The organism is bacterium (assembly GCA_020440705.1).
Classification (GTDB): domain Bacteria; phylum Krumholzibacteriota; class Krumholzibacteriia; order LZORAL124-64-63; family LZORAL124-64-63; genus JAGRNP01.
On record JAGRNP010000028.1, the window covers coordinates 14,339 to 36,520 of the forward strand.

17 protein-coding genes are annotated in these 22,182 nt (G+C 71.2%); 5 read left to right on the forward strand and 12 right to left on the reverse strand.

Annotated elements, in window-relative coordinates:
- Window positions 1-25: 25 nt before the first annotated feature.
- The 3 genes from KDM41_06500 to KDM41_06510 are packed head-to-tail and all read right to left on the reverse strand — an operon-like array spanning window position 26 to window position 6,980.
- Window positions 26-3,730, reverse strand: coding sequence for an efflux RND transporter permease subunit (locus KDM41_06500; GenBank protein MCB1183064.1), 3,705 nt, complete (start codon window positions 3,728-3,730; stop codon window positions 26-28).
- Window positions 3,727-5,616 (reverse strand): efflux RND transporter periplasmic adaptor subunit, encoded by a 1,890-nt coding sequence (locus tag KDM41_06505; GenBank protein ID MCB1183065.1) that lies wholly within the window; start codon window positions 5,614-5,616, stop codon window positions 3,727-3,729. Before KDM41_06505 ends, KDM41_06500 begins: the two co-directional genes overlap by 4 nt.
- Entirely contained in the window at window positions 5,613-6,980 is a 1,368-nt protein-coding gene (locus tag KDM41_06510) for a TolC family protein (GenBank protein MCB1183066.1), read from the reverse strand. Before KDM41_06510 ends, KDM41_06505 begins: the two co-directional genes overlap by 4 nt.
- 195 nt (window positions 6,981-7,175) lie before the next feature.
- On the opposite strand from KDM41_06510, the gene KDM41_06515 reads away from it, so the two are divergent.
- Window positions 7,176-8,309, forward strand: coding sequence for a sensor histidine kinase (locus KDM41_06515; GenBank protein ID MCB1183067.1), 1,134 nt, complete (start codon window positions 7,176-7,178; stop codon window positions 8,307-8,309).
- A gap of 13 nt (window positions 8,310-8,322) precedes the next feature.
- Complete coding sequence (locus tag KDM41_06520; GenBank protein MCB1183068.1) at window positions 8,323-9,702, forward strand: sigma-54-dependent Fis family transcriptional regulator; 1,380 nt, start codon at window positions 8,323-8,325, stop codon at window positions 9,700-9,702.
- 120 nt (window positions 9,703-9,822) lie between these two features.
- Here the strand turns inward: KDM41_06520 and cydB are convergent, their stop codons facing one another.
- The 5 genes from cydB to KDM41_06545 form a co-directional block, all read right to left on the reverse strand.
- Complete coding sequence (gene cydB, locus KDM41_06525; GenBank protein MCB1183069.1) at window positions 9,823-10,842, reverse strand: cytochrome d ubiquinol oxidase subunit II; 1,020 nt, start codon at window positions 10,840-10,842, stop codon at window positions 9,823-9,825.
- Window positions 10,842-12,188, reverse strand: a complete 1,347-nt coding sequence (locus KDM41_06530) for a cytochrome ubiquinol oxidase subunit I (GenBank protein ID MCB1183070.1) — start codon at window positions 12,186-12,188, stop codon at window positions 10,842-10,844. Before KDM41_06530 ends, cydB begins: the two co-directional genes overlap by 1 nt.
- A gap of 137 nt (window positions 12,189-12,325) precedes the next feature.
- Window positions 12,326-14,698, reverse strand: a complete 2,373-nt coding sequence (locus KDM41_06535) for a hypothetical protein (GenBank protein ID MCB1183071.1) — start codon at window positions 14,696-14,698, stop codon at window positions 12,326-12,328.
- Between the two features lie 22 nt (window positions 14,699-14,720).
- On the reverse strand, window positions 14,721-15,305 hold the full coding sequence (locus tag KDM41_06540) for a hypothetical protein (GenBank protein ID MCB1183072.1): 585 nt from the start codon (window positions 15,303-15,305) through the stop codon (window positions 14,721-14,723).
- Window positions 15,302-15,970: a DUF4136 domain-containing protein gene (locus tag KDM41_06545; protein ID MCB1183073.1), complete on the reverse strand. Its 669-nt coding sequence runs from the start codon at window positions 15,968-15,970 to the stop codon at window positions 15,302-15,304. Before KDM41_06545 ends, KDM41_06540 begins: the two co-directional genes overlap by 4 nt.
- 181 nt (window positions 15,971-16,151) lie before the next feature.
- On the opposite strand from KDM41_06545, the gene KDM41_06550 reads away from it, so the two are divergent.
- Both KDM41_06550 and KDM41_06555 read left to right on the forward strand, forming a co-directional pair.
- Window positions 16,152-17,069: a cation transporter gene (locus KDM41_06550; GenBank protein MCB1183074.1), complete on the forward strand. Its 918-nt coding sequence runs from the start codon at window positions 16,152-16,154 to the stop codon at window positions 17,067-17,069.
- A gap of 109 nt (window positions 17,070-17,178) precedes the next feature.
- A complete protein-coding gene (locus KDM41_06555) occupies window positions 17,179-18,906 on the forward strand; it encodes a LysM peptidoglycan-binding domain-containing protein (protein ID MCB1183075.1) in 1,728 nt (575 codons plus the stop codon).
- Window positions 18,907-18,931: 25 nt separating this feature from the next.
- On the opposite strand, the gene KDM41_06560 is transcribed toward KDM41_06555, so the two are convergent.
- The 4 genes from KDM41_06560 to KDM41_06575 are packed head-to-tail and all read right to left on the reverse strand — an operon-like array spanning window position 18,932 to window position 21,831.
- The gene (locus KDM41_06560; GenBank protein MCB1183076.1) at window positions 18,932-19,813 is read right to left on the reverse strand and encodes an FAD:protein FMN transferase; all 882 of its coding nucleotides are present in this window, start codon (window positions 19,811-19,813) and stop codon (window positions 18,932-18,934) included.
- A complete protein-coding gene (locus KDM41_06565; GenBank protein ID MCB1183077.1) occupies window positions 19,810-21,114 on the reverse strand; it encodes a DUF3570 domain-containing protein in 1,305 nt (434 codons plus the stop codon). Before KDM41_06565 ends, KDM41_06560 begins: the two co-directional genes overlap by 4 nt.
- A complete protein-coding gene (locus KDM41_06570; protein ID MCB1183078.1) occupies window positions 21,101-21,343 on the reverse strand; it encodes a DUF4266 domain-containing protein in 243 nt (80 codons plus the stop codon). Before KDM41_06570 ends, KDM41_06565 begins: the two co-directional genes overlap by 14 nt.
- Entirely contained in the window at window positions 21,343-21,831 is a 489-nt protein-coding gene (locus tag KDM41_06575) for a TlpA family protein disulfide reductase (protein ID MCB1183079.1), read from the reverse strand. The genes KDM41_06570 and KDM41_06575 overlap by 1 nt, the downstream gene beginning before the upstream one ends.
- Window positions 21,832-21,996: 165 nt before the next feature.
- On the opposite strand from KDM41_06575, the gene KDM41_06580 reads away from it, so the two are divergent.
- Window positions 21,997-22,182: gamma-glutamyltransferase (locus tag KDM41_06580; protein MCB1183080.1), on the forward strand; the 186-nt coding region annotated here is incomplete at its 3' end.

Sequence of the window (22,182 nt, forward strand, 5' to 3'; positions counted from 1 at the left end):
AAAGCACGACGCCCCGTAAGGTACATCACATCCCGGTGCGGGCCAACCTCCGCTCCTCGCGCAGGCAGTACAGGGTCGGCACCGTGAACAGCGTGATCAGGGCGACGACCATGCCCCCGAACGAGGGAATCGCCATGGGGATCATGATGTCCGACCCGCGGCCGGTGAGCGTCAGCACCGGCAGCAGGGCCAGGATCGTCGTGGCGCTGGTCATCAGGGCCGGCCGCACGCGCCGTTCGGCCGCCGCCACCGTGGCCCGCCGCACGCCGCGGCGGTCGTCCGGGCGGCGTTCGCGGAAGCTGATGTCCAGGTACGTGGCCATGAGCACGCCGTCGTCGGTGGCGATGCCGAAGAGCGCCAGGAAGCCCACCCAGATCGCCACGCTCAGGTTGATCGGATGGATCGCGAAGAGATCGCGCAGGTCGACGCCGAACAGGTGCAGGTCCAGGAACCAGTGCTGGCCGTAGAGCCATACCATGACGAAGCCGCCGGCCCAGGCCACGAACACGCCCGCGAAGACCATGGTCGTCGTCAGCACCGAGCGGAACTGCAGGTACAGCACGAGGAAGATCAGCAGCAGGGCCACCGGCAGCACGACCGACAGCGTGCGCTCCGAGCGCACCTGGTTCTCAAAACTGCCGGCGAAGACGTAGCTCACGCCGGTCGGCAGGGCGAGCGTGCCCGCCGCGCGCAGGTCGCGCAGGTGGGCCGCCGCGCGCTCGACGACGTCGACCTCGGCCTCGGCGGCGTCCTTGTCGAAGATCACGTAGCCCACCAGGAAGGTGTCTTCGCTCTTGATGGTCATGGGGCCGCGCACGTAGCGGATGTCCACCAGGCTTCCCAGCGGCACCTGCACGCCGTCGGCGCCGGTCACCAGGATGCCCCTGATCTCGTCGAGGTCGTCCCGCCGCTCGCGCTGGTAGCGCACGAGCACCGGGAAGCGCTCGCGCCCCTCGACGCTGGTCGTCGCCTTGACGCCGCCCACGGCGGCCTGGACGACCTGCTGCACGCGGTCGACGGTCAGGCCGTGGCGCGCGATCTCGTCGCGCAGCACGTGCAGTTCGAGGTAGGGCTTGCCCACGACCCGATCGGCGATGACCGTGGCCGCGTTCACTCCCGGCACCTCCTTGAGGTGCTTCTCGAGCTCGAGGGCCGCCGTCTCGATGGCCTCGAGGCTGGGCCCGCGCACCTTGACGCCCATGGGCGCGCGCATGCCGCTCTGCAGCATGACCAGCCGCGTCGAGATGGGCTGCAGCCTGGGCGCCGAGGTCGTGCCGGGGATCTTCGCCACCCGCACGATCTCCTGCCAGATGTCGTCCTCGGACGTGATCCCGTCGCGCCACTGCCGGAAGAAGCGTCCCCGGCCGTCGGGAATCAGCTCGCCGTGCTCGTCGCGCACGAACTCCCCGTCCCGGAACCGGTACCGCTGGCGCTCGCCCCGGTCGTTGAGGCGGAACTCCGCCTTGTAGTTGATCACGGTCTCGATCATGGAGATGGGTGCCGGGTCCAGCGCCGTCTGCGCCCGCCCCAGCTTGCCCACGACCTGCTCCACCTCGGGAATCGAGGCGATGGCCATGTCCAGCTTGGCCAGGACGTCGTTGGCCTCGCCGATGGAGGCGTGGGGCATGGTCGTCGGCATGTAGAGGAACGAACCTTCGTCCAGGGGCGGCATGAATTCCTTGCCGAGTCCCGGGAAGGCGTGGCGCGGGCCGGACCAGACGCGCGACCACGTCGAACCGTCGGCGCCCCCGGCCCCCGCCCCCGGCAGGAAGGCGAAGACGCGGTCGAATCCGAGCCACGCCATGGCCCCCCAGGCCACCAGCAGCAGGGGCAGGGCCAGGAAAAGGGCCTTGTGGTCGAGACACCACCCCAGCAGACGCGGGTACACGCGGCCGAACCCGCCGAACAGGCCGAGCACCCCGCCGACCACCACCAGCACGAAGAGGATGTTCAGCAGCAGGCTGCGCTCCGGTCCCAGGGGCAGCCAGCTGTCGGCCAGGAAGACGGCGGCGACGATCGCCAGGACGTAGTTGAGCAGTCCCCGCTCCCGCCACCAGGGCGCCGACGTCGGGACCGTCGCGGCGACGCGGCGGCGTCCGAAGCGCCCGCGCCCCAGGCCCAGCAGCAGGTGCACCACCGGCGGGATCACCACGATGGCGATGAGCACCGACGCGAACAGGGCGAAGGTCTTGGTGAAGGCCAGCGGCCGGAACAGTTTCCCCTCGGCCGCGACCAGGGTGAACACCGGCAGGAAGCCGATGATCGTCGTGGCCACGGCCGTCAGCACCGCGCTGCCCACCTCGGTGCTGGCTTCGTGCACCAGGTCGCGCAGCGGGCGGTCGCCGTCCTCGCGTGCGCGCCGCGACAGGATGTTCTCCACCAGGATCACGCCCATGTCGACCATCGTGCCGATGGCGATGGCGATGCCCGAGAGCGCCACGATGTTCGCGTCGACCTTCATCAGCTTCATGGCGATGAAGACCATCAGCACCGCCAGCGGCAACAGCCCCGCCACGACCAGGCCGCCGCGCAGGTTCCGCACCATGACGATCACCACGATGATGGTGATCAGGATCTCGAGCCGCAGCGCCTCGTTCAGCGTGCCGAGGGTCTCGTGGATCAGGCCGGTGCGGTCGTAGAAGGGCACCACCGTGACCCGGCTCGTGCGTCCGTCCGGCAGGGTGCGGACCGGCAACGACGGCGCGATCTCGGCGATCTTCGCCTTCACCCGGGTGATGACCGCGAGGGGGTTCTCCCCCGAGCGCACGACCACGACCCCGCCCACGGCCTCGGCGCCCTCCTTGTCCAGGGCGCCCCGACGCAGGGCCGGCCCGACGCCCACCGTCGCGATGTCGCCGAGCAGCACCGGCACGTTGTCCTGCACCGTCACGACGCTGCGCTCGAGGTCGGCCACGCCGGCGATCGTCCCCACGCCGCGCACCACGTACTCCACGCGGTTGATCTCCAGGCTGCGCGCGCCGACGTCGCGGTTCGAGCCCCTCACGGCCGCGACGACCTTCTCCAGCGAGAGCCCGTACAGGCGCAGGGCGTCCGGATCGACGTCGACCTGGTACTCGGCCTGGAAGCCGCCCACCGAGGCCACCTCGGCGACGCCGCCGGCGGCGAGCAGGGCGTCGCGCACATGGAAGTCCTGGACGGTGCGCAGTTCGGCCGGATCCCAGCCGCCGGTGGGCCGGCCGGCCTCGTCGCGCCCCTCGAGGGTGTACCAGTAGACCTGGCCCAGCGCCGTCGCATCGGGCCCCAGCGCCGGGCGCACCTCGTCGGGCAGGGTGCCGACGGGCAGGCTGCCGAGCTTCTCCAGGATGCGGGACCGCGAGTCGTAGAAGTCGGCGTCCTCGTTGAAGATGACGTAGATCGTCGAGAACCCGAAGAAGCTGTAGCTGCGCACGGTCCGCACCTGGGGCAGGCCCAGCAGCGACACCGTCAGCGGGTAGGTGATCTGGTCCTCGACGTCCTGGGGGCTGCGGCCCGGCCATTCGGTGAAGACGATCTGCTGGTTCTCGCCCAGATCCGGGATGGCGTCCACCGGCACCGGGTCGCGGGGCAACGGGCCCAGGTTCCAGGCGAACGGCGACACCGACAGGCCCCAGCCGACGGCCAGCACGACCAGCAGGAAGACGATCAGCTTGTTGTCGAGGCAGAAGCCGATCAGGCGGCCGATCGGTCCGTTCGTGGCGGTGACGGGCGCGTCGGGGCGCAGGTCGTTCATCGCGCGTCCCCACCTGCGGCCGATGACGCCCCGGCGATCTCCACCTGCGAGCCGCAGCGCAGCATGGCGTCGCCGTAGTACGGGTTCGCGGTCGTGGTCCCCTTCTGCAGCCAGTAGGCGCCGCGACCGTCCATGGCCATGGGGCAGTGGAAGCGGCGCACGGTCAGGTCGCCGCCGCGGTAGGTCGCCACGGCCTGCCACAGGGCGTCGGAGAGGGACTCGAAGGCCACGCGCCGATCGGCGATGTCGCCCGCGGCGGCCGTCGCGTCCGCGGCCCGACGCAGGTCCCGGCGCAGGGATCCCCACAGTTCGACGGCCGCCGCGGCGAGGCCCGCCGTGTCGCACTCGAGCTGCGGCAGCGCCGTCGCGACCGCCGCGGCCGCCGCCCGCGCCGCGGTGTCGTCGTCACCGGCCAGGGCCTCCTGCAGCGGATAGTAGGCATCGACCACGGCACCGAGTCCGGCGCCGAAACAGGCCGGCGCGTCGAACGGATCGACCCGCACCCGGTCGCCCGGGACCGCGGCCGGCGCCATGTCCATGCCCGCGTGGTCGTGGTCCGGAGCGGATTCGCCGGCGAGGGGATTCATCATGCTCGGCTGGGCCAGGATCTGCAGGGCGCTGTCGATCTTGAAGCTGCCGCGCGTGACGACCTCCTCACCCTCGTCGAGGCCCGCGACGACGAGGTAGTGGTCGCCGGCCCGCGGGCCGAGCACCACCTGGCGCCCGGCGAAGACCGGACCGTCCGGTCCGTCGCGACGGACGTAGACCACGGCGCGCTCACCCGTCAGCAGCGGCGCCGAGGCCGGGATCACCAGCGGCGGCGTGGCCGCCGTCTCATCGGTCACCGGCAGGCCGTCCGCATCGAGCGCGGCCTGCACGTGGCCCACGGCGAGCATGCCGGGCTTGAGCAGGTTGTCGGCATTGGCGACCGCGACCCGCACCTCGACGGTGCGCGTCCGCTCGTCGAGCACCGGATCGATGAACTGGATCTCGCCGGCGAACTCGCGTCCCGGGAAGGCCCGGGTCGTGAAGCCGACGGCCTGGCCGTCGCGCAGCCAGGGCACGTCGGTCTCGAAGGCCTGCAGCGTGATCCACACGGCCGACAGGTCGGCGATCTCGTAGAGCACCGAGCCGGTCTTGACGTAGTCGCCCCGGGTGGCCATGCGCATGACGACGACGCCGCCCACCGGCGCGGTCACCGTGAGGTGATCGCTGATGCCCTGTCCGGACGCGATCGCCGCGATCTGTTCCTCGCCCATGCCCCACAGCCGCAGACGTTCCCTGGCCGCGGCCAGGGTGGCCGCCGCGCTCCCCGCGAGAGACCCGTCCTCGTCGCCCGCGGCCGCCGCCCGGGCCGCGGCCTGCAGTTCGGCCTGCGCCGTGTACAGTTCGGGGCTGTAGATCTCCGCCAGCTTCATGCCACGGCTGACCACCTGGCCGGTGGCGTCGACGTAGAGGTCGTCCAGGCGGCCGCCGACCCGGGCCGTGATCGTGCGGGTGCGCGTCTCGTCGGCCGTGACCTTGCCCACGAGCCGGATGTCGCGCGTGACGAAGCGCCGCGCGACGACGTCGGTGGCCACGTCGGCCAGGGCGGCGGCGTTCTCGCTCAACGCGAGTTCGCCCGGCGCCAGGCCGCCGTCGCCCCCCTCCTCCAGCGGGATCAGGTCCATGAAGCAGATCGGGCACTTCTGGTCGTTGCTCGGCAAGATGATCTGCGGGTGCATCGAGCAGGTCCAGCGGGTCGGACTGGCCGCTTCACCGACCGGCACCGCCGGCGCGGCCGACCCGCCACCACCCCGCAGGGCGAAGCCGAGTCCGAAGGCCGCCAGGACGGCGACCACAACAGCGATGCTCCGGACGGGAAGGGCGTTCCGGCGGGTGCTCATGATCCCTCTCTTTCCGCGGCGGGGACGGCCGCTCCGGGCAGCCGCCCGGCGACCAGATCTTCGGGGGTGACGCCCAGCAGGGCGCCCAGATCGTTCACGGCGAGCACGCGGTCATAGCGGGCCCGCAGCAGGGAGAGCTCCAGGCCGAGGTGGGCCTGGCGCGCGTCGAGGAGCCGGGTGAACCCGATCTGGCCGGACTCGTACGCCGCCGCGGTCACGGCCAGGTTCTGGGCGCTGCGCGGCAGCAGGGTGGTGCCGTAGAGTTCCAGGTCGCGACCGGCCTCGCGCCAGGCGTAGAGGGTGTTCTCGAGATCGGCCGCGAGGCGGAGGCGGGTGTCGCTCAGGCCCGCGCTGACGGCGCGCAGCTGACCGGCCGAAGCCTTCTTCTCGGCGCCCGCCTGCCCCCCCCACAGGGGGATGTTCACGCCCAGCCGGGCGATGACCGGGTCCTTGCCGCTGTCGGCCACGCCGGGCATGGCGGCCTCGCCGGTCATGATGTAGTCCACGCCCACCGTCAGTTCGGGCCAGGCCTTCCTGTCGGCCGCGTCGACGCCCGCCCGCCGGCTCTCCTGCAGATTCCGCAGCGACGCGAGCGTCGGATTGCCCAGACGCAGGGCCTCATCCAGGTCCGCCCGTCCCGGCAACGGCGCCGTGGCCAGATCTCGCGGCAGGTCGGCCGCCACGGGAACCGGTGCGCCCGGGGCCAGCCCGGCGGCCGCGTTCAGGCGGGCCCCGACCGGTGTCCGCCGGTCGCGCAGGCCGGCGAGTCGCGCCTCGAGCCGCCCGATCTCCATCTGGGCCTCGAGCACCTGGGCGTACGGGCCTTCGCCGGCCTCGTAGCGGGTGCGGGCGACGACTTCGGTCTGGCGGGACAGGTCCAGGTCGCGCGCGACGATGGCCGCCTGCTCGTCCAGCCAGGCCAGTTCGTACCAGGCCCGACGGATGTCGTGGGCCACCTGCCAGCGCGTCTCGCGGACGTTCTCATCGGCGGCGGCCGCCTCGGCGGCGACGCTCGCGCGGCGGGCGCCGAGGGTGCCGAACCACGGCAGGCTCTGACTCAGACTGAAGACCCGCTGCTGGGGCCCGACCCGGGTCTCGACCGGGACGATCATCTCGCCCCAGGCCAGTTTGAGGCCGGGCAGCGCCCCGGCCCGTTCGGCCTGGGCCCGCATCGACTCCGCCCGGGCCGCCTGCCCCGCGAGACGGGGACTGTGGGCGTCGGCCCAGGCCAGGTAGTCCGCAAGGGCGGGCCGTTCCGGAAACCGGAGGTCCCCGGCGTCCCGGGCCGCGGCCGGACCCATCCCGCCCAACGTGAGCAGAATCAGCAGGGGGAACAGGGAGCGGAGGTCTCGCGTTCGCATCATGGTCGCCACTTTCGTCGGGCCACGGACCGGTTCGTGGCCCGGGGATTGCAATTTCCAAACCAAGTCCTTTGTGATCTTATATGATTTTATGGCAACAACTTGACTAGCGCCAAGGACGCGACCGGTCGAAAATTATGGAGAATATTCTCTAGAAGTTCGTAGAATATTCGACAAACCTGCCCCAAGGAGATGCGGATGACCCCAGCCGAACCCACCGCCGCCGAGGCGGGATTCCTGCGCCGCTACGGCCTGGCCATCGCCGCCATCCTGGTCATTTCGGGCCTGCACTACCTGACTCCGCACGGCGGTGTCCACGACCACAGCACCCACACCACGAGCTACCCCTGGTACGTGAACATGCACGGCATCTACCGCCGTCTGTACTACCTGCCCATCATCTGGGCCGCCTTCCGCGGCGGGCGGCGCGGCGGCCTCGGGGCCAGCCTGCTCGTGATCTTCTTCTACGTGCCCCACGCCATGGGCCTGATCGGCCACGACCCGGGCACCGCCATCGAGAAGACCCTCGAGATCCTGCTCTATCTGGGCGTCGGCGCCCTGACCGGCTCGTTGGTCGCCCGGCTCAACCAGGCCCGCGCGCGTCTGCAACGGACAGCCACCGATCTGCAGAACGCCCTGGACGAGAAGACGGCCATGGAGGCCGAACTCGTGCGCTCCGAACGGCTGGCCGCAGTCGGGCGTCTTTCGGCCGGACTGGCCCACGAGATCCGCAATCCCCTGGCGAGCATCCGGGGCTCCGCCGAGGTCCTCGGCGACGACTTCCCCGCCGAACATCCCAAGGGCGGGCTCTTCCGCATCCTGCTCGAGGAGACCGGCCGCCTCAACGAGGTCCTGACCCGCTTCCTCGACTTCGCGCGCAGCACCCCCGGCGAGCGCCGCCCCTTCGACCTCGCCGAAGAAGCCGCGGCGGTCGGCCAGCTGCTCGCCCACCAGCCCGGCACGCCCCCCGTGCGCGTGCACGGCGACGGCCCGGTGCCGGCCCTTGGCGACCGCGAGCGTGTGCGGCAGGTGCTGCTGAACCTGGCCATGAACGCGGCGGCCGCGGCCGGCCCCGACGGCGCGGTGCACTTCGCCCTCGACTGCACCGCCGGCGTGGCCACCTGCCGCGTGACCGACGACGGCCCGGGCTTCAGCCCCGAGGCGGTCGCCAATTTCGGCACTCCCTTCTTCTCCACCCGCGACGGCGGCACGGGGCTGGGCCTGGCCACGAGCCTGCGCATCGCCGAGGACCTCGGCGGCGGCCTGCGCCTGGACCTCACCCACCCGCACGGCGGATGCGTCGTCCTGACCCTGCCCTGCGCGGACCACTGAACCGGAGGACGCCATGGCGCGCATCCTGCTCATCGACGACGACACGAATCTGCGGGAGGTCGCGCGCTACATCCTGGCCGACGCCGGCCACCACGTGCTCACCGCCGCCGATGGCGAGGCGGGTCTCGCGCTGCTCGACGGGGATCCGGACCTGGTCATCTCGGACATTCGCATGCCCGGCATCGACGGGATGGAGGTGCTGCGGCGGATCCGCGACCGGTTCGGCGACACGGCGCCGCCGGTGATCATGCTCACGGCCCACGGGACCGTCGAACAGGCCGTCGCGGCCATGCAGCTGGGCGCCTTCACCTACCTGCTGAAGCCCTTCGCGCGGGAGGAACTGAAGCTCACCGCCGAGCAGGCCCTGCGCGCCCGCGAACTCGAACGCGACAACGTCCGCCTGCGCGGCCTGCTGCAGCGGCAGCGCGACCGGTCCGGCCTGGTCTTCCGATCGGCGCCCATGAAAAGGCTGCTCGCCGACCTGCAGCAGGCCGCCCCGACGGACGCCAGCGTGCTGCTGGTCGGGGAAAGCGGCACGGGCAAGGAGCTGGCGGCGCGGGCCTGCCACGACCTGAGTCCGCGCTGGGACCGCCCGTTCGTCGCGGTGAACTGCGGCGCCATTCCCGGGCCGCTCATGGAGTCGGAGCTCTTCGGACACGCCCGCGGCGCCTTCACCGGGGCCGACCGGGCCGCGCCGGGCCGCATCCGCGCCGCCGACGGCGGGACGCTCTTTCTCGACGAGATCGCCGAACTTCCCCTCGCCCTGCAGCCCAAGCTGCTGCGCGTGCTCGAATCCCGGCAGGTCGATCCGGTGGGTGCGAACGTCCCGGTGCCCGTGGACTTCCGCCTCGTCTGCGCCACCAACCGCGATCTGGACGCCGAGGTGGCTGCGGGCCGCTTTCGGGAGGACCTGCTCTACCGCATCAACGTCCTGCACCTGGTGATGCCCCCCCTGCGCGAGCGCCCGGGCGACGTGCCCCTGCTGTGGGAGCACTTCAGCCGGCAGCACGCCGGCGAACCCGTCGCCACCGACCCGGACGTGCTCGCCGCCCTGGCGGCGCGTCCGTGGAAGGGCAACGTGCGCGAACTGAAGAACCTCAACCAGCGCCTCGTTCTCATGCGTCGCGGCGACAACATCACCGGGGACGACTTCGAGCGTCTCGCCCCCGCCGCCGGCGCCGTCCCGGCGGCCACCCCCGGCGCCCCCGCCGCTCCGGGGGGCCTGCCCCTCGGCCCCCTCCCCGCCGGCGGCATCTCGCTGGTCGATATCGAGAAGGAGGTCATCCGCCGCGCCCTGGCCATGTGCGACGGGAACCGCTCCAAGGCCGCCGCCTTCCTGGACATCCCGCGGCACGTCTTGGTCTACCGCCTGCAGAAGTACGACCTGGCTTGATAGCCGTGCCGAGGGGCGCGAAGGGGTTCGTGGGAAAGGCGTTGCGACTGTGGCGACCGGGAAGTCCAAGGTCCCCAAGTCGCCCGGGAGCCGTCTTTCCCACGAACCCCTTCGCGCCCCTCAGTACGACATCGAGTCCAGTTCGACCTTGCCGCGGAAGACGCGATAGACGTGGAAGGTGTAGCCCACGACCAGGGGCATGCCGATGCCGGCGAGGATGAGCATGGTTCTCAGGGTCTGCGGACTGCTGGCGGCATTGAAGGCCGTGAGGCTGGTGCCCGCGGTGCCGTGAATGAGCTCGGGGAACATGCCGATGCCCAGCAGGGTGAGCAGCAGGACCGTGGCCAACGACGACGAGAGGAAGGCGCCGAACTCGCGGCCGCGGTGCACTTCACGGGGGATGTTGGCGATGGCCAGGACGCTCAGCAGCGGCACGACGAAGAGGACCGGCGCGGCGCGGAACGGCTCGGCCAGCCGGGGCAGGTAGAGCAGGGTCGCCAGCGTGGTCAGGCCGTACATGATGACGAAGAAGATGATCGTCGGGCGCACCCAGCCACGCACGAGGGCGTTCAGTTCGCCGCCGGTCTTCATCACCAGGAAGATGGCCCCGTGCATCGCGAAGAGCGCCACCACGGTCACGCCCGTCAGCAGGGCGTAGGGATGGAGCTGGGCCACCAGGCTGCCGCGGTAGCCGAAGTCCGGATCGATGGGCACGCCCCAGGCGATATTCCCCATGGTCACCCCGATGAGGAAGGCCGCGAAGACGCTCGAGAACCAGAACGCCCCGTCCCAGATCGCCCGCCAGCGCCGCGCCGCGCGCAGGCTGCGCACGTGGATCGAGACGCCGCGGAAGATGAGCATGAAGAGCAGCAGGATGAAGGCCGTGTAGAAGCCGCTGAAGGCGGTGGCGTAGACATCGGGAAATGCGGCGAAGAGCGCCCCGCCGCCGGTGACCAGCCACACCTGGTTGCCGTCCCACACCGGACCGATGGCGTTCAGGAAGACGCGCCGATCTTGGTCCTCGCGGGCCAGCAGGTGCAGGGCGCCCACCCCCAGGTCGAAGCCGTCGAGGACGGCGTAACCCGCGAACAGCGCCCCCACGAGCAGATACCAGGCCACGTTCAGGAAACCGCCGTCCATCACGCCGCCTGCCCGTCGTCGGCGAGATCCGCCGCCAGCGGTCCCTTGCGCACCTTGTGGTCCAGCAGCACCAGGAAGACGCTGAAGAGCGCCAGGTAGATCACCGTGAACAGGATCAGCGAAAGCAGAACCTGCCCCGGTGCGAGGGTGTCGCTCACGGCGTCGGCCGTCTTCAGCAGGCCGTGCACGATCCAGGGCTGGCGGCCCACCTCCGCCGCGGCCCAGCCCAGCTGGTTGGCCAGCTGCGGCAGCAGCACGCTGCAGACCATGACCCACAGCAGGAGTCGCGAGCGGAACAGGATGCCCCGCCAGGCCAGCAGCCCGCCTCCCCAGCTGAGCCCGATCAGCGTCATCCCGATGGCGACCATCAGGTGGTAGAACTGGAACGTGCTCTGCACCGGGGGCCGCTCGTCGGCCGGGAAGTCGTCCAGGCCCCGGATCACCGTGCCGGTGTCGCCGCCGACCAGGATGCTGAGCAGCCCCGGGATCTTGATGCCGTGCACGGTCCGCGTCTCCTCGTCGACCCAGCCGACGACGGTGAGCTCGGCGTCGGCACCGGTCTCGTAGATGCCCTCGAAGGCGGCGAGCTTGGCCGGCTGGTGCTCGGCCACGGTGACGGCGCTGCCGTGTCCGGTGGCCAACTGGCCCAGCGACGCGACCATGGCCACGCCCAGGCCGATCTTCAGCGAGGTGCGGGCGAAGACCTCGTGCTGCCGCCGCAGCAGGTAGAACGCCGCCACCGAAACGACGAAGAAGGCGCCCGCCTGCCAGCAGCCCATGATCGTGTGGCTGAGGCGGTCCACGGTCGAGGGATTCATCACCGCGCCCCAGAAGCTCGTGATCTCGGCCCGCTGGCCCATGGGCGTGGTCACGATGCGGTAGGCCGTCGGTGTCTGCATCCAGCTGTTGGCCACCACGATCCAGATGGCGCTGAAGTGGGCGCCGAGGGCGACCATGATCGTCGCCAGGAAGTGCATGCGCGGGCCGACCCGGCGCCAGCCGAACAGGAGGATGGCGAGGAAGCCCGACTCGAGGAAGAAGGCGAAGATGCCCTCGGCGGCGAGCGGACCGCCGAAGATGTCGCCCACGAAGCGCGAGTAGCGGGCCCAGTTGGTGCCGAACTCGAATTCCATGACGATGCCCGTCCCCACCCCGAAGGCGAAGATCAGGCCGAAGATGCGCACCCAGAAGCGCACCATCTGGCGGTGCTCGGGCAGGCCGGTGCGCAGGGCCAGACCCTCCATGATCACGAGGACCAGGCCGAGCCCGATGCTCAGCGGCGGGTACAGGTAGTGGAAGCCGATCGTGATGGCGAACTGCAGGCGGGAGAGCAGGACCAGATCCATGGCGGCGCATCCTCGGTTGAGGCCCGGGTCGCGGGCGGAGCCGGCGCCGCAGCGGATGGCTGCCCGGCCCGGGTCTTCCCGCAATAACGTCGTCCGCCGGGCCGACGTCAAAGGAAAGAAGCGCCGAATAGTCCGGTTTAGCGCTGGGATTTCGGGGCGTTCGATGCCGCCCGGAGCCGGTCGCGCAGGTCCCGGACCGCAGGCTCTGCGGGAAAGAGCCGGGCGAGGTTCTCGGCCGCCGGCAGCCCGGCGGCGGGCCGGTCGGCCTCCAGGGCGTAGAGGGCCAGGGCGTTCAGGGTGTCGGCGTCCCAGGGATGATCCGCCACGACCCGACCGAGGGCCGCGAGGGCCGCCTCGGGGCGGCCCGCGTCCCAAAGCGCCACGCCCAGCACGTAGCCGAAGCGCGCGGCCTGCGGCCGCATGGCGGCGGCGCGTTCCAGTTCGGCCAGGGCTTCGTCGCGCTCGCCGGTGCGGATCAGGTGCAGTCCCAGGGCGTGGTGCAGCTCGGCCGGATCGGTCGCGGCCGCGAGCCCCTGCCGCAGCACCGACGCGGCCGCCGCCGGCCGCTCGGCCCGGCGCAGGAAGTCGGCGTAGTTGACGTAGGCCGGACCGAACGCCGGCGCCAGTTCCACGGCGTGGCGGAACGCCGCCTCGGCCGCCGGCCCCCGCCCCCGCGCCTCGTCGTAGGCGGCCCGCTCGAGCCAGGTCTCCGGCCGCTCGAGATTCCGCTCCAGGTAGGCCGACCAGATCGTGCGCGCCGTCCGGATCCCGGCCGGATCGGCGGTGGACGTGAGGGCGTCCGGCAGCAGCGCCACTTCCCGGGCCGCGGCCAGCCGCACCGCGAACACCTCGTCGTCGACGAGCGGCAGCGCGCGCGCCACCCGCTGGGGCACCGGCGAGGTGGCCAGCGAACGGGCCGCCGACGCGCGCACGAGGGGATCGGTGTCGGCCAGCGCGGCGACGAGTTCGGGGCGGCCGGCCGTCGGTCCGTAGCCGGCGACGAGCTCCAGGGCCGTCGCCCGCGCGATGCCCGGCTGCCCGCGGTCGCGCACGAGCGCCCACAGCTTCTCGGCGGCGCCGGGCGCGCCGGTGCGGCCGGCGTGCAGGGCCGTGGCGAAGTGCGGCCCCTGTTTGCGGTCGGCGCCGTACCAGTTGACGATCGCGTCCTGCGCCCACCGGACCGGCTTGTCGGCGTGGCAGTCCGAGCACGCGTTGGGCGTGCCGAGGGCCAGGCTCAGGTCCGGGCGCGGGATGCGGAAACCGTGGTCGCGGCGGGCGTCGACGACCATCACGTTGCGGGCCTGCTGGTGGCAGTCGAGGCAGCTGTCGCCCCCCTTGCCCGGCTGGTGGAAGTGGTGGGCCGGCGTGTCGAAGACCTCGGCGCGATGGCAGCGGGCGCAGACCTGGTTGCCGGTGCCCCGCGTCCGCGTCGAATGCACGTCGTGGCAATCGCTGCACGTCACCCCCGCCGCGTGCATCTTCGACTGCAGGAACGAGCCGTAGACGTACACCTCGTCCTGGTTCTGGCCGTCGGCCGCGTAGAGGTTCTCTTCGAGGAGCTCGAGGCGATAGTGGTCGAGCAGGGGTCGTCCGTAGACGTAGTCGTCGGTCAGCGGCGAGCGGCGGGCGTGGCAGCGCGCGCACGACTCGACCTCGACGCGGCTCGCCAGGGGCTCGCTGCGCTCCGCCGTCGCCTTGCCCTCCGTGAAGACCCACGCCCCCGTGTCGGGCGAGGCCAGATCGACGACCAGGCCGCGTCGGCCGTCCGTGTTGCGGGGGCGCAGGCCGCGGGCCGCCGCCTGCTCCCAGGTCACGTGGCGCGAGCCGGGTCCGTGGCAGGCTTCGCAGGAGACGTCGATCTCGCTGTACGCGGTGGCGTAGGTGTCCGTGTCGGCGTCGTAGTTGCGGCGCAGGTTCGTGGTGTGGCACTCGGCGCACATGTAGTTCCAGTTCTGGAGCATGCCGGTCCAGTGGAAGAGGTCGCCGGCCGGCGTCGGGTCGTCGGGATAGAGATGGAACCAGCGCTGCCCGCCGTCGGCCGCCGGACGGGCGTCCCAGCACACGTTCAAAGCCTGCAGGCGTCCGTCGGGGAAACGGATCAGGAACTGCTCGAGGGGGAACCAGCCGAAGACGTAGGCGATCTCGAACTCGGTCAGGGCGCCGTCCGGGCCGTCGGTGCGCACGAGGTAGGTGTCGCCGCGGCGGAAGAACGTCGAGGTCACGCCGAAGTGGGTGAACATCGCCCCGTCGAAGTCGGCGGTGACCGTGGCGGGCGACGGCCGCTGCATGGCCCGGTCGTGGTCCGAGCCGGTCCAGGCGCTGTCGGCGGCGGCGTGGCAGGCGCGGCAGGCGTCACGGCCCACCCAGGTCGCCGGCACCTGGCTGTAGTCCGGCCCGTCGGCGGCTCCGTTCGCGACATGCGGACGCTGCCAGAGCTGATGCACCAGCAGGGCCAGCGCCGTGACCACGGCGCCGGCCACCAGGAAGCGGACCAGATCCCTGTTGAACATGCGGCTCTCCCGGACCGCCGCGTCAGTCCATGCCGAAGCCGAAACGCAGTTCGAGCCACTGCTGGGTGTCGTGGTCTCCCGTCTCGAAGGCGAAGTTGTAGCGCAGCGAGACCGTCCCCACGAACGCGTCCCACGGCAGCTGCAGGCCGATCTCCGGCGCGAGCGCCGGGTGCCACTCGCTCGTCTCGAAGGCCCACAGGCCCATGGTCGTGCGCTTCTCGACGTAGGCCAAGCCGGCGTTCAACCCGTAGTACAGCCGCTTGCCCCGGCGATCGCCGGCCTGGTACTTGTGCCAGGTCAGGTACAGGGGGACGGTGTTCACGTACTGCCAGCGTTTGCCGGTCACGGCGAAGTTCTCCGCCGCGAACGTGCCCGTGAAGGCCTCGTTGAACGCGTTCCACGACCCGCTGAACCCGAAGGCCGTGTCGCGCTTGTAGAAATTGCGCCACTCGAGGCTGGCGCCGCGGAACTGCAGGCCCGACGTGAAGTCGGCGGTGTCCCCGGCGGGCAGGGAGATGTTCCAGGACACCCCGAAGGCGTCGCCGGCCCGGGCCAGGCCGGGCAGCGCGACGACGAGCGCGCAGGCGATGATCAGCAGCTTCCTCATCGGACCACCTCCCCGCCGGCGAGCTTGACGGGCGGCGCCGCGATGACGTACGAGGACTGGCCGAACGCCTGGTCGATGGCGTCCACGATCCGCGTCTCGTTCACGTTGTTGGACGAGTCGAGGGCCCCGTTCACGCCGGCCACCCACATCACCGGCGCCACCGCGTCCGGGTCGCCCGCGTCGAAGCCCCGCAGGTCGACGAGCTGCCACAGGATCGTGCCCTGTTCGAAGCTCACCCCGCTCCAGGTGGGCGGATAGTAGTAGTAGCCGCCCCAGTAGCCCCAGTTCGACCAGTAGATCAGCACGTCCGACTTGACGGCCCCGACCTCGAGCCACACGTCCGGCTGGTTGGTCGCGGGGTCGGCCTCGCGCACGAAACCGCGGGCGGACATGTTCCGCTGCAGCGCCGCCAGGATGGCCGGATCGAAGCGCGCGTCGAGGGGCTCGGCGTCGGGGTCGTCCGACAGGACGGACACGGTGTCGCGCATGCCGTAGCTGACGAGCCCGGCGAAACTCACGTCGGGGTTGCGCACCGAGAGCACCAGCCCGATGTCGTCCAGGTCCTGCGGGCCGCCCGGATAGCAGGCCGCCACCAGGAGCAGGGCCCCCAGGGCGAGGACCGCCATCGCGGGGTGCCCGGGGCGTTGGGAGGGGAAGCGACTCAAGTCGGATCCTTCCGGAGAGGGGAACGCGGCGCGATGGCCGCGGCATGAGGGGATTCGGTCCGGATGATAGGGGCCCGCCCGGGGCGATTCAACTCCCAACTGGCGGCCCGGACCGGTCCTTGGCCCCGCCGCCGGTCTCCGCTATCATGGCGCGGTTCCCCGCGTCCCCCCGGAGGAGAAGATGGCCCACTCGGGTTCCCGGACCGTGATCTTCGCCGCCCTGGCCGGCAACCTGCTCATCGCGGCGACCAAGCTGGTCGCCGCGGCGGTCACCGGCAGCTCGGCCATGCTCTCGGAGGGCATCCACTCCCTGGTCGATACGGGCAACCAGGGCCTGCTGCTGGTGGGGCTCAGGCGCGCCGCGCGCCACGCCGACCCCGACCACCCCTTCGGCTACGGCAAGGAGGTGTACTTCTGGTCGTTCGTGGTGGCGATCCTCATCTTCGCGGTGGGGGCCGGCATCTCGGTGTACGAGGGGATCCGGCACATCATGCACCCGGAGCCGGTGCACGACCCGCGGCTGAACTACCTGGTCCTGGGCCTGGCATTCGTGTTCGAGGGCGCCGCCTGGTTCATGGCCCTGCGCGAGTTCCGGCGGGCCAAGGGGCGTCTCGGCTACCTGCGCGCCGTGCGCGAGAGCAAGGACCCGACGACCTTCGTGGTCCTGTTCGAGGACTCGGCCGCATTGCTGGGAATCCTCGTGGCCTTCGGGGGTATCGCCCTCGGCCAGGCCACGGGGCAGGCCTGGTGGGACGGCGCCGCCTCGGTGGTCATCGGCCTGATCCTGGGCGTGACGGCCTGGCTGCTGGCCGTCGAGACCCGCGACCTGCTCATCGGCGAGGCGGCCGCGCCGGAGACGGTGGCCGGGATCCGCGCGATGGCCGCCGGGGTTGACGGCGTGGTGCGGGTGAACGAGGTTCTCACCCTGCACATGGGCCCGGAATTCATCCTGGCCAACCTGAGCCTCGACTTCCGCGACGACCTCGCGGCGGCCGACATCGAGACCCTGGTCGCGGACCTGGGCGCCCGCATCAAGGCCCGCTACCCGCTCGTGAAGCGGGTCTGCGCCAAGGCGGAGGAGCGCGCGCCGCGCGCCTGAGACGGAGCGGACGACCGGGCATCGCCTCCGGTCACGGCAAGGAGCCGACACCATCGAACGGCACACACTGCGCAACGGCATCGCTTCGCTCCTGATCGGGCTGGTCCTGGTGACGGCCGCGTCCGCCCAGGAATGGCAGACCCACGTGGTCCGGCGGGGCGAGAACCTGACGCTCATCGCCCGCCGCTACGACGTGCAGGTGCAGCAGCTGCGCGACTGGAACGACCTGCGCAGCGACGAACTGGCCATCGGCCAGAAGTTGCGCATCCCCCAGATCGACGAGGACTTCTACGTGGTGAAGGGCGGCGACCACCTGACGGGCATCGCCGAGGCCCACGACGTGACCGTCGCGCTTCTGAAGCAGTGGAACGGATTGCGGGGCAACACGATCCAGCCGGGTCAGCGCCTGCGGGTGCGCCCGGCGCCCCGCGACGAGGCCGTGCATGTGGTGGCCCCCGGCGAGACCCTCTCCGAGATCGCCGAGCGCCACGGCCTCGGCCTGGCCCGCCTGAAGAGCATCAACGACCTCGACGACGACCGCATCAGCGTGGGGCAGAAGCTGCGCCTGCGCCAGGCCGAAGCCTCGGTGCACATCGTCGAGAAGGGCGACGCCCTGTGGGAGATCGCGCGGGCCTACGGCGTCTCGGTCGAGCACCTGAAGGAACTGAACGGCCTGCACGGCGACCGCATCTACGTGGGCCAGGAGCTGAAGCTCGACGGGGCGGCCGCGACCGTGCGGGCCACCTACCGGGTGAAGAAGGGCGACAGCCTGTCCGGCATCGCCCGGCTGCACCAGATGAGCCTCAGCGAACTGCGTTCCCTGAACGATCTGCGCGGCTCGGTGATCCACCCCGGCCAGGTGCTGAACGTGCGGCCGCGGCCGGGCACCGCGCGCGCCGCCACGCCGGGCGACCTGTCCTGGCAGGACCTCCTCGGCTGCGCCGTGCCGGGCGTGCCCCTGGTGCAGGGTCCCAACGGCCCCTACTACTACTTCCCCCCCCAGGCCTACCAGCAGAAGAGCCGCAACTATTTCGAGGAGAGCCGCATCTCGCCGCCGGAAGCCTACCGGCAGGCCAGGCGCCTGTGGGACGCCTTCGCGGCCGCCGTCGACCGCATGGAGCCCCTCGGCAACGACCTCGCCGGCTGGCACTTCGTGCTCGATCCCGGGCACGGCGGCATCGATCCGGGCACGATCGTCAAGGGGAAGGACGAGAACGGGAAGACCTTCTACATCGTCGAGGACGAATACGTCCACGACATCGCCCTGCGGGTGTACGTGCTGCTGCGGTTGCACGGCGCCCGGGTGACGCTGACCCTGCTCAGCCCGAATCACCTGCTGCGCCAGAGCGAGCCGGTCACGAGCACCTTCGTGCACGACCGCAACGAGGTCTTCAACAGCGCGGAGTGGAACCGGCGGAACCGGCCCTCGACCTGGCCCAAGGGCGGACAGAAGTACCTCGACGCCCGCATCGACGTGGCCAAACGCGCCTTCCGGGACGCGCCCGCCGACCGCACCGTCTTCCTCAGCTTCCACGCCGACAACGTACCCGCGTTCGGCGAGGTCGTGTCGCTCTTCTACTTCCAGAACGCCACGCGCACGGACACGGTGTCGCGCGGACTGGCCCGCGGACTGCTGCCGGCCATGGGCGCCGGCGCCCGCGCCACGGGCAAGAACCTCGGCGTGCTGCGCCACAATCCGGCGCGGTACAAGCTGCTGGTCGAGATGCGCAACCTGGCCTACGAGGACCACATCTGGTCGATCCGGTACGAGGAACTGCGGCAGCGCGACGCCGAGAAGGTGGTGCAGGCGCTGCGCCAGGCCCTGCCCCGGATGTAGCGGCGCGCCCGGCTCCCCGTCCCCGTCAGCGCTGCACCCAGTGCCGCACGCCCTGGGCCGCCAGGAACTCCTCCGCCCGCTCCCCCTCGAGCATCGCGAGGGTGGCCAGCAGCCCCGCCTCCAGGCAGATCTCGCCCAGGACGGTCACCGACCGGGGCGCCCGCATCACCGGCCAGCCCGTGCGCGGATTGAGGATGTGCGGATAGCGCACGCCCTGGCGCAGCAGGAAGCGGCGGGCATCGCCGCTGGTGGCCAGGGCCCCGACGGCGAGTTCGAGGCCGCGGCCGGACCCATCGCGCGTAGCCTGTTCGACCCCCACCCGCCACGCGTCGCCGGCCCGACGCCGGCCCACCGCCCGCAGGTCGCCGCCGAAGTTCACCAGCACGGCGGCCCGGGTCCGTTCGGCCAGCAGGGTCGCCACCCGGTCGACCGCGTATTCCTTGCCGAGCCCACCGAGATCGATCTCCATGCCGGCGGGCAGCGTGATCGCGGGACGGTCCCACGTCACCTTCTCCCACCCCACCAGGGGCAGCAGCGCCTTGGCCTGTCGGCGCGAGGGCACGCGGTCCGAGCCGTCGAAGGTCCAGATCCGCCGCAGCACGCCGCTGGTCACGTCGAAGCGCCCGCCGCTGACCTCGTGGCAGCGGTGGGCGAAGTCGAACAGGCCGGCGGTCTCGTCGTCGACGACGACCGGCCGGCCCTGGCCGGAGTTGATGGCGTGGATGACGTTGTCGTCGCGGTAGCGGCTGAATTTGGCCTCGATGCGGCGCGTCTCGGCGGCGGCGGCCTCGACCAGGGGGCGGGCCTCGTCCTCCCGTCCGACCTCGAGCAGCACCTCGCAGGGTCCGGCCATGGCGCGGAAAACGCCGCACCAGTGGCCGTCCCGCCGCGCGAGCGCGACGGTCATTCGAGCAGGCCGAAGCTGTACCCCACCTGCACGATGAACGCGTCCACCGTGGGGAACAGGTCGTAGTCCTTCAGCACACCGATGGCGTCGGCCGGATGGCTCTCGCCCATCTGCGCGTAGTACTCCAGCCGGACCGTCAACTCCTGCCCCACGCCGACCGGGCGGCCGTACGTCAGGCCATAGGTCAGCGCGTGCATGTCGCCCAGCCGATAGTCGGCCGAGGCGTGCTCGGGCAGGGCCTCGCCGTCGACCAGGTAGCGCCGGTAGAAGTCGGCACCCGCCTGGTCGTAGTACCGCACGTGCGGCTTGAGGTACTTGCCTCCGCCCAGTTCCCAGCGGTACGTCAGGTCGAGGGTGTGCGAAGCGATGCCCCAGTCGTCGGTGAAGTAGCGGTAGGAGAACTGCACCACGTCCTCGCCGAGGTGGCGCGCCACCCGGCCGAAGAGCACGTGCTTGGTCCGCGCATCGGGCCGGCTCTCGAAGAGGAAGGCATCGGCCCCCATGGGGTCGGTTCCGCCCCGCGGATCCCCGCTCGCGTCGACCACCGTGAGGATCTTGTAGGGATCGGACTGGTAGTCGGTGACGTGGCTGAAGGTGTAGTTCAGATGCAGGACCGTCTTGCGGTCGAGCACCTGGGTCAGGCCCAGCCCCAGGTCCATGACGCCCTTCGTGCCGTCGCCCGCCAGGCGCGCCTTGGGCGTGTAGGCCGGACGCATGGGCGACAGCGGCACCGGGCGCCCGCCCTCCGGACTGATCGAGTCGTGGAAAAACGCGCCGCGCAGGGCCAGGGTCGTGTTCTTCTGGTTCAGGTCGCGCGTGAGGTTGAAATTGGCGCCGAGCGACGTGTAGTCGTGCTCACCCGAACCGTAGAGGCCGAAGCCGAGCCGGGACAACCGGCCGAGGGGCAGGTTCAGGCCGCCGCTGACGGCGACGCGCGTGTCGCGGAAGGTGTCGTCCAGCGGCGTCTCGCCCGGTGCGGTGACGTAGCTGCCCTCACCCGACGGCCGCGTGAAGGTCTGGGCATAGGAGGCCGGGGTCGCGCCGCTGGCCGAGGCCCCGGTCAGGGCGTCGTACACCAGGCGGAAGTTCACGATCTTGCCGTCGGAGAACTGGTGGTTGCCGTCGATGATGGCTTCGAAGGCGCTCACGCGGTCGGGCTCGGTGTAGCCCAGGATCGCCGTGCGCACCTCGGTCGCCTCGGCCCCGCTGCCGCCCAGGCCGAGCAGGCCGCAGGCTCCCACGATGGCGGTGCGGACGCCCGCCTGCCGGTAGCGGCCGGCTCCCCCGTCAGTTGCAGCCACAGCCACCCCCCGCCGTGCCCAGACCACCGGTCGAGGCCTCCTTGCTGAAGTAGATGTGCTCGTCGAGGGCCGTCACCACGGGGTCGGAATCGATCTGCATGCCCGGCTTGGCCAGCAGATCGCGCTCCCACGGCTTGACGCCCATGTTCGCGCAGCCGGTGGCGCCCCCCGCGAGCAGGACGGTCATGCCGGCCAGGACGGCGCGGCGGCTCCAGATGCGGATCTCCATCACTTCTCTCCCTTCGCGAGCAGGGCGGCCAACTCGGCCTCCCGCCCCTCGGCGTCGGACTTGAGGAAGCCCACGTGGCTCGCCACCTGCTTCCCGGCACGGTCGTAGACGTAGGTGCTCGGCATGCCCTGCAGTTCCCAGACCTCGGCCAGTTCGCCCTGCGGATCCCTGAACCTGGCGATGCCCGGGGCGATCTTCCCTTCCATGGCCGCGGCGGCCTTCGCCTCGCGGTCGAGATTGATCATCACGATCTGCAGGCCCTGCTCGCCGTACTTCGCCTGCATGGCGTTCAGCCAGGGCAGGGCCTGGCGGCACGGGGCGCACCACGAGGCCCAGAAATCGACGACGACGACCTGGCCGGCATAGTCGGCGACAGCGAACTCGGCCGCCGGACGCGGTTCCGGTGCGGCCGCCGGATCCTCGGCCCGGACGCCGGGCGCAACGCAGAGCGCACCGGCCACGATCAGGGCCGACAGGAAGGGACGCATGGGCATCATGGATACTCCGATGTTTGGGCTGGGCGAGCGGTGGCGCAAGGCCTGCGCACCGCCGTGTTCCGCCGGAGCGGCCGCCAAGGTTCTGGTCGCCCCGTGTCCGAAGGGTTATGATCGGCGCCCAGGTGGTGACCAACCCCGACCGGAGGCTCGACCACGATGCGCCGCACGCCGCTGATGAACCGGATTCTACTCCTCGGGTTCCTGCTGACAATGACTTTTCCGCCGCCCGCCCCGGCCGCCGACCGCATCACCGGCCGCGACTTCGCCACCCGCAGCGAGGTCATCGCCCGCCACTGCATGGCGGCTACGAGCCAGCCCCTGGCCACGCAGATCGCCCTGGAC

Excerpts from the sequence above, each read along its gene's own strand:
- KDM41_06500 (MCB1183064.1), bottom strand. The coding sequence starts at position 3,730 with ATGAACGACCTGCGCCCCGACGCGCCCGTCACCGCCACGAACGGACCG.
- KDM41_06510 (MCB1183066.1), bottom strand. The coding sequence starts at position 6,980 with ATGATGCGAACGCGAGACCTCCGCTCCCTGTTCCCCCTGCTGATTCTG.
- KDM41_06530 (MCB1183070.1), bottom strand. The coding sequence starts at position 12,188 with ATGGATCTGGTCCTGCTCTCCCGCCTGCAGTTCGCCATCACGATCGGC.
- KDM41_06550 (MCB1183074.1), top strand. The coding sequence starts at position 16,152 with ATGGCCCACTCGGGTTCCCGGACCGTGATCTTCGCCGCCCTGGCCGGC.
- KDM41_06505 (MCB1183065.1), bottom strand. The coding sequence starts at position 5,616 with ATGAGCACCCGCCGGAACGCCCTTCCCGTCCGGAGCATCGCTGTTGTG.
- KDM41_06540 (MCB1183072.1), bottom strand. The coding sequence starts at position 15,305 with ATGAGGAAGCTGCTGATCATCGCCTGCGCGCTCGTCGTCGCGCTGCCC.
- KDM41_06520 (MCB1183068.1), top strand. The coding sequence starts at position 8,323 with ATGGCGCGCATCCTGCTCATCGACGACGACACGAATCTGCGGGAGGTC.
- KDM41_06535 (MCB1183071.1), bottom strand. The coding sequence starts at position 14,698 with ATGTTCAACAGGGATCTGGTCCGCTTCCTGGTGGCCGGCGCCGTGGTC.
- KDM41_06515 (MCB1183067.1), top strand. The coding sequence starts at position 7,176 with ATGACCCCAGCCGAACCCACCGCCGCCGAGGCGGGATTCCTGCGCCGC.
- KDM41_06575 (MCB1183079.1), bottom strand. The coding sequence starts at position 21,831 with ATGCGTCCCTTCCTGTCGGCCCTGATCGTGGCCGGTGCGCTCTGCGTT.
- cydB (MCB1183069.1), bottom strand. The coding sequence starts at position 10,842 with ATGGACGGCGGTTTCCTGAACGTGGCCTGGTATCTGCTCGTGGGGGCG.
- KDM41_06560 (MCB1183076.1), bottom strand. The coding sequence starts at position 19,813 with ATGACCGTCGCGCTCGCGCGGCGGGACGGCCACTGGTGCGGCGTTTTC.
- KDM41_06570 (MCB1183078.1), bottom strand. The coding sequence starts at position 21,343 with ATGGAGATCCGCATCTGGAGCCGCCGCGCCGTCCTGGCCGGCATGACC.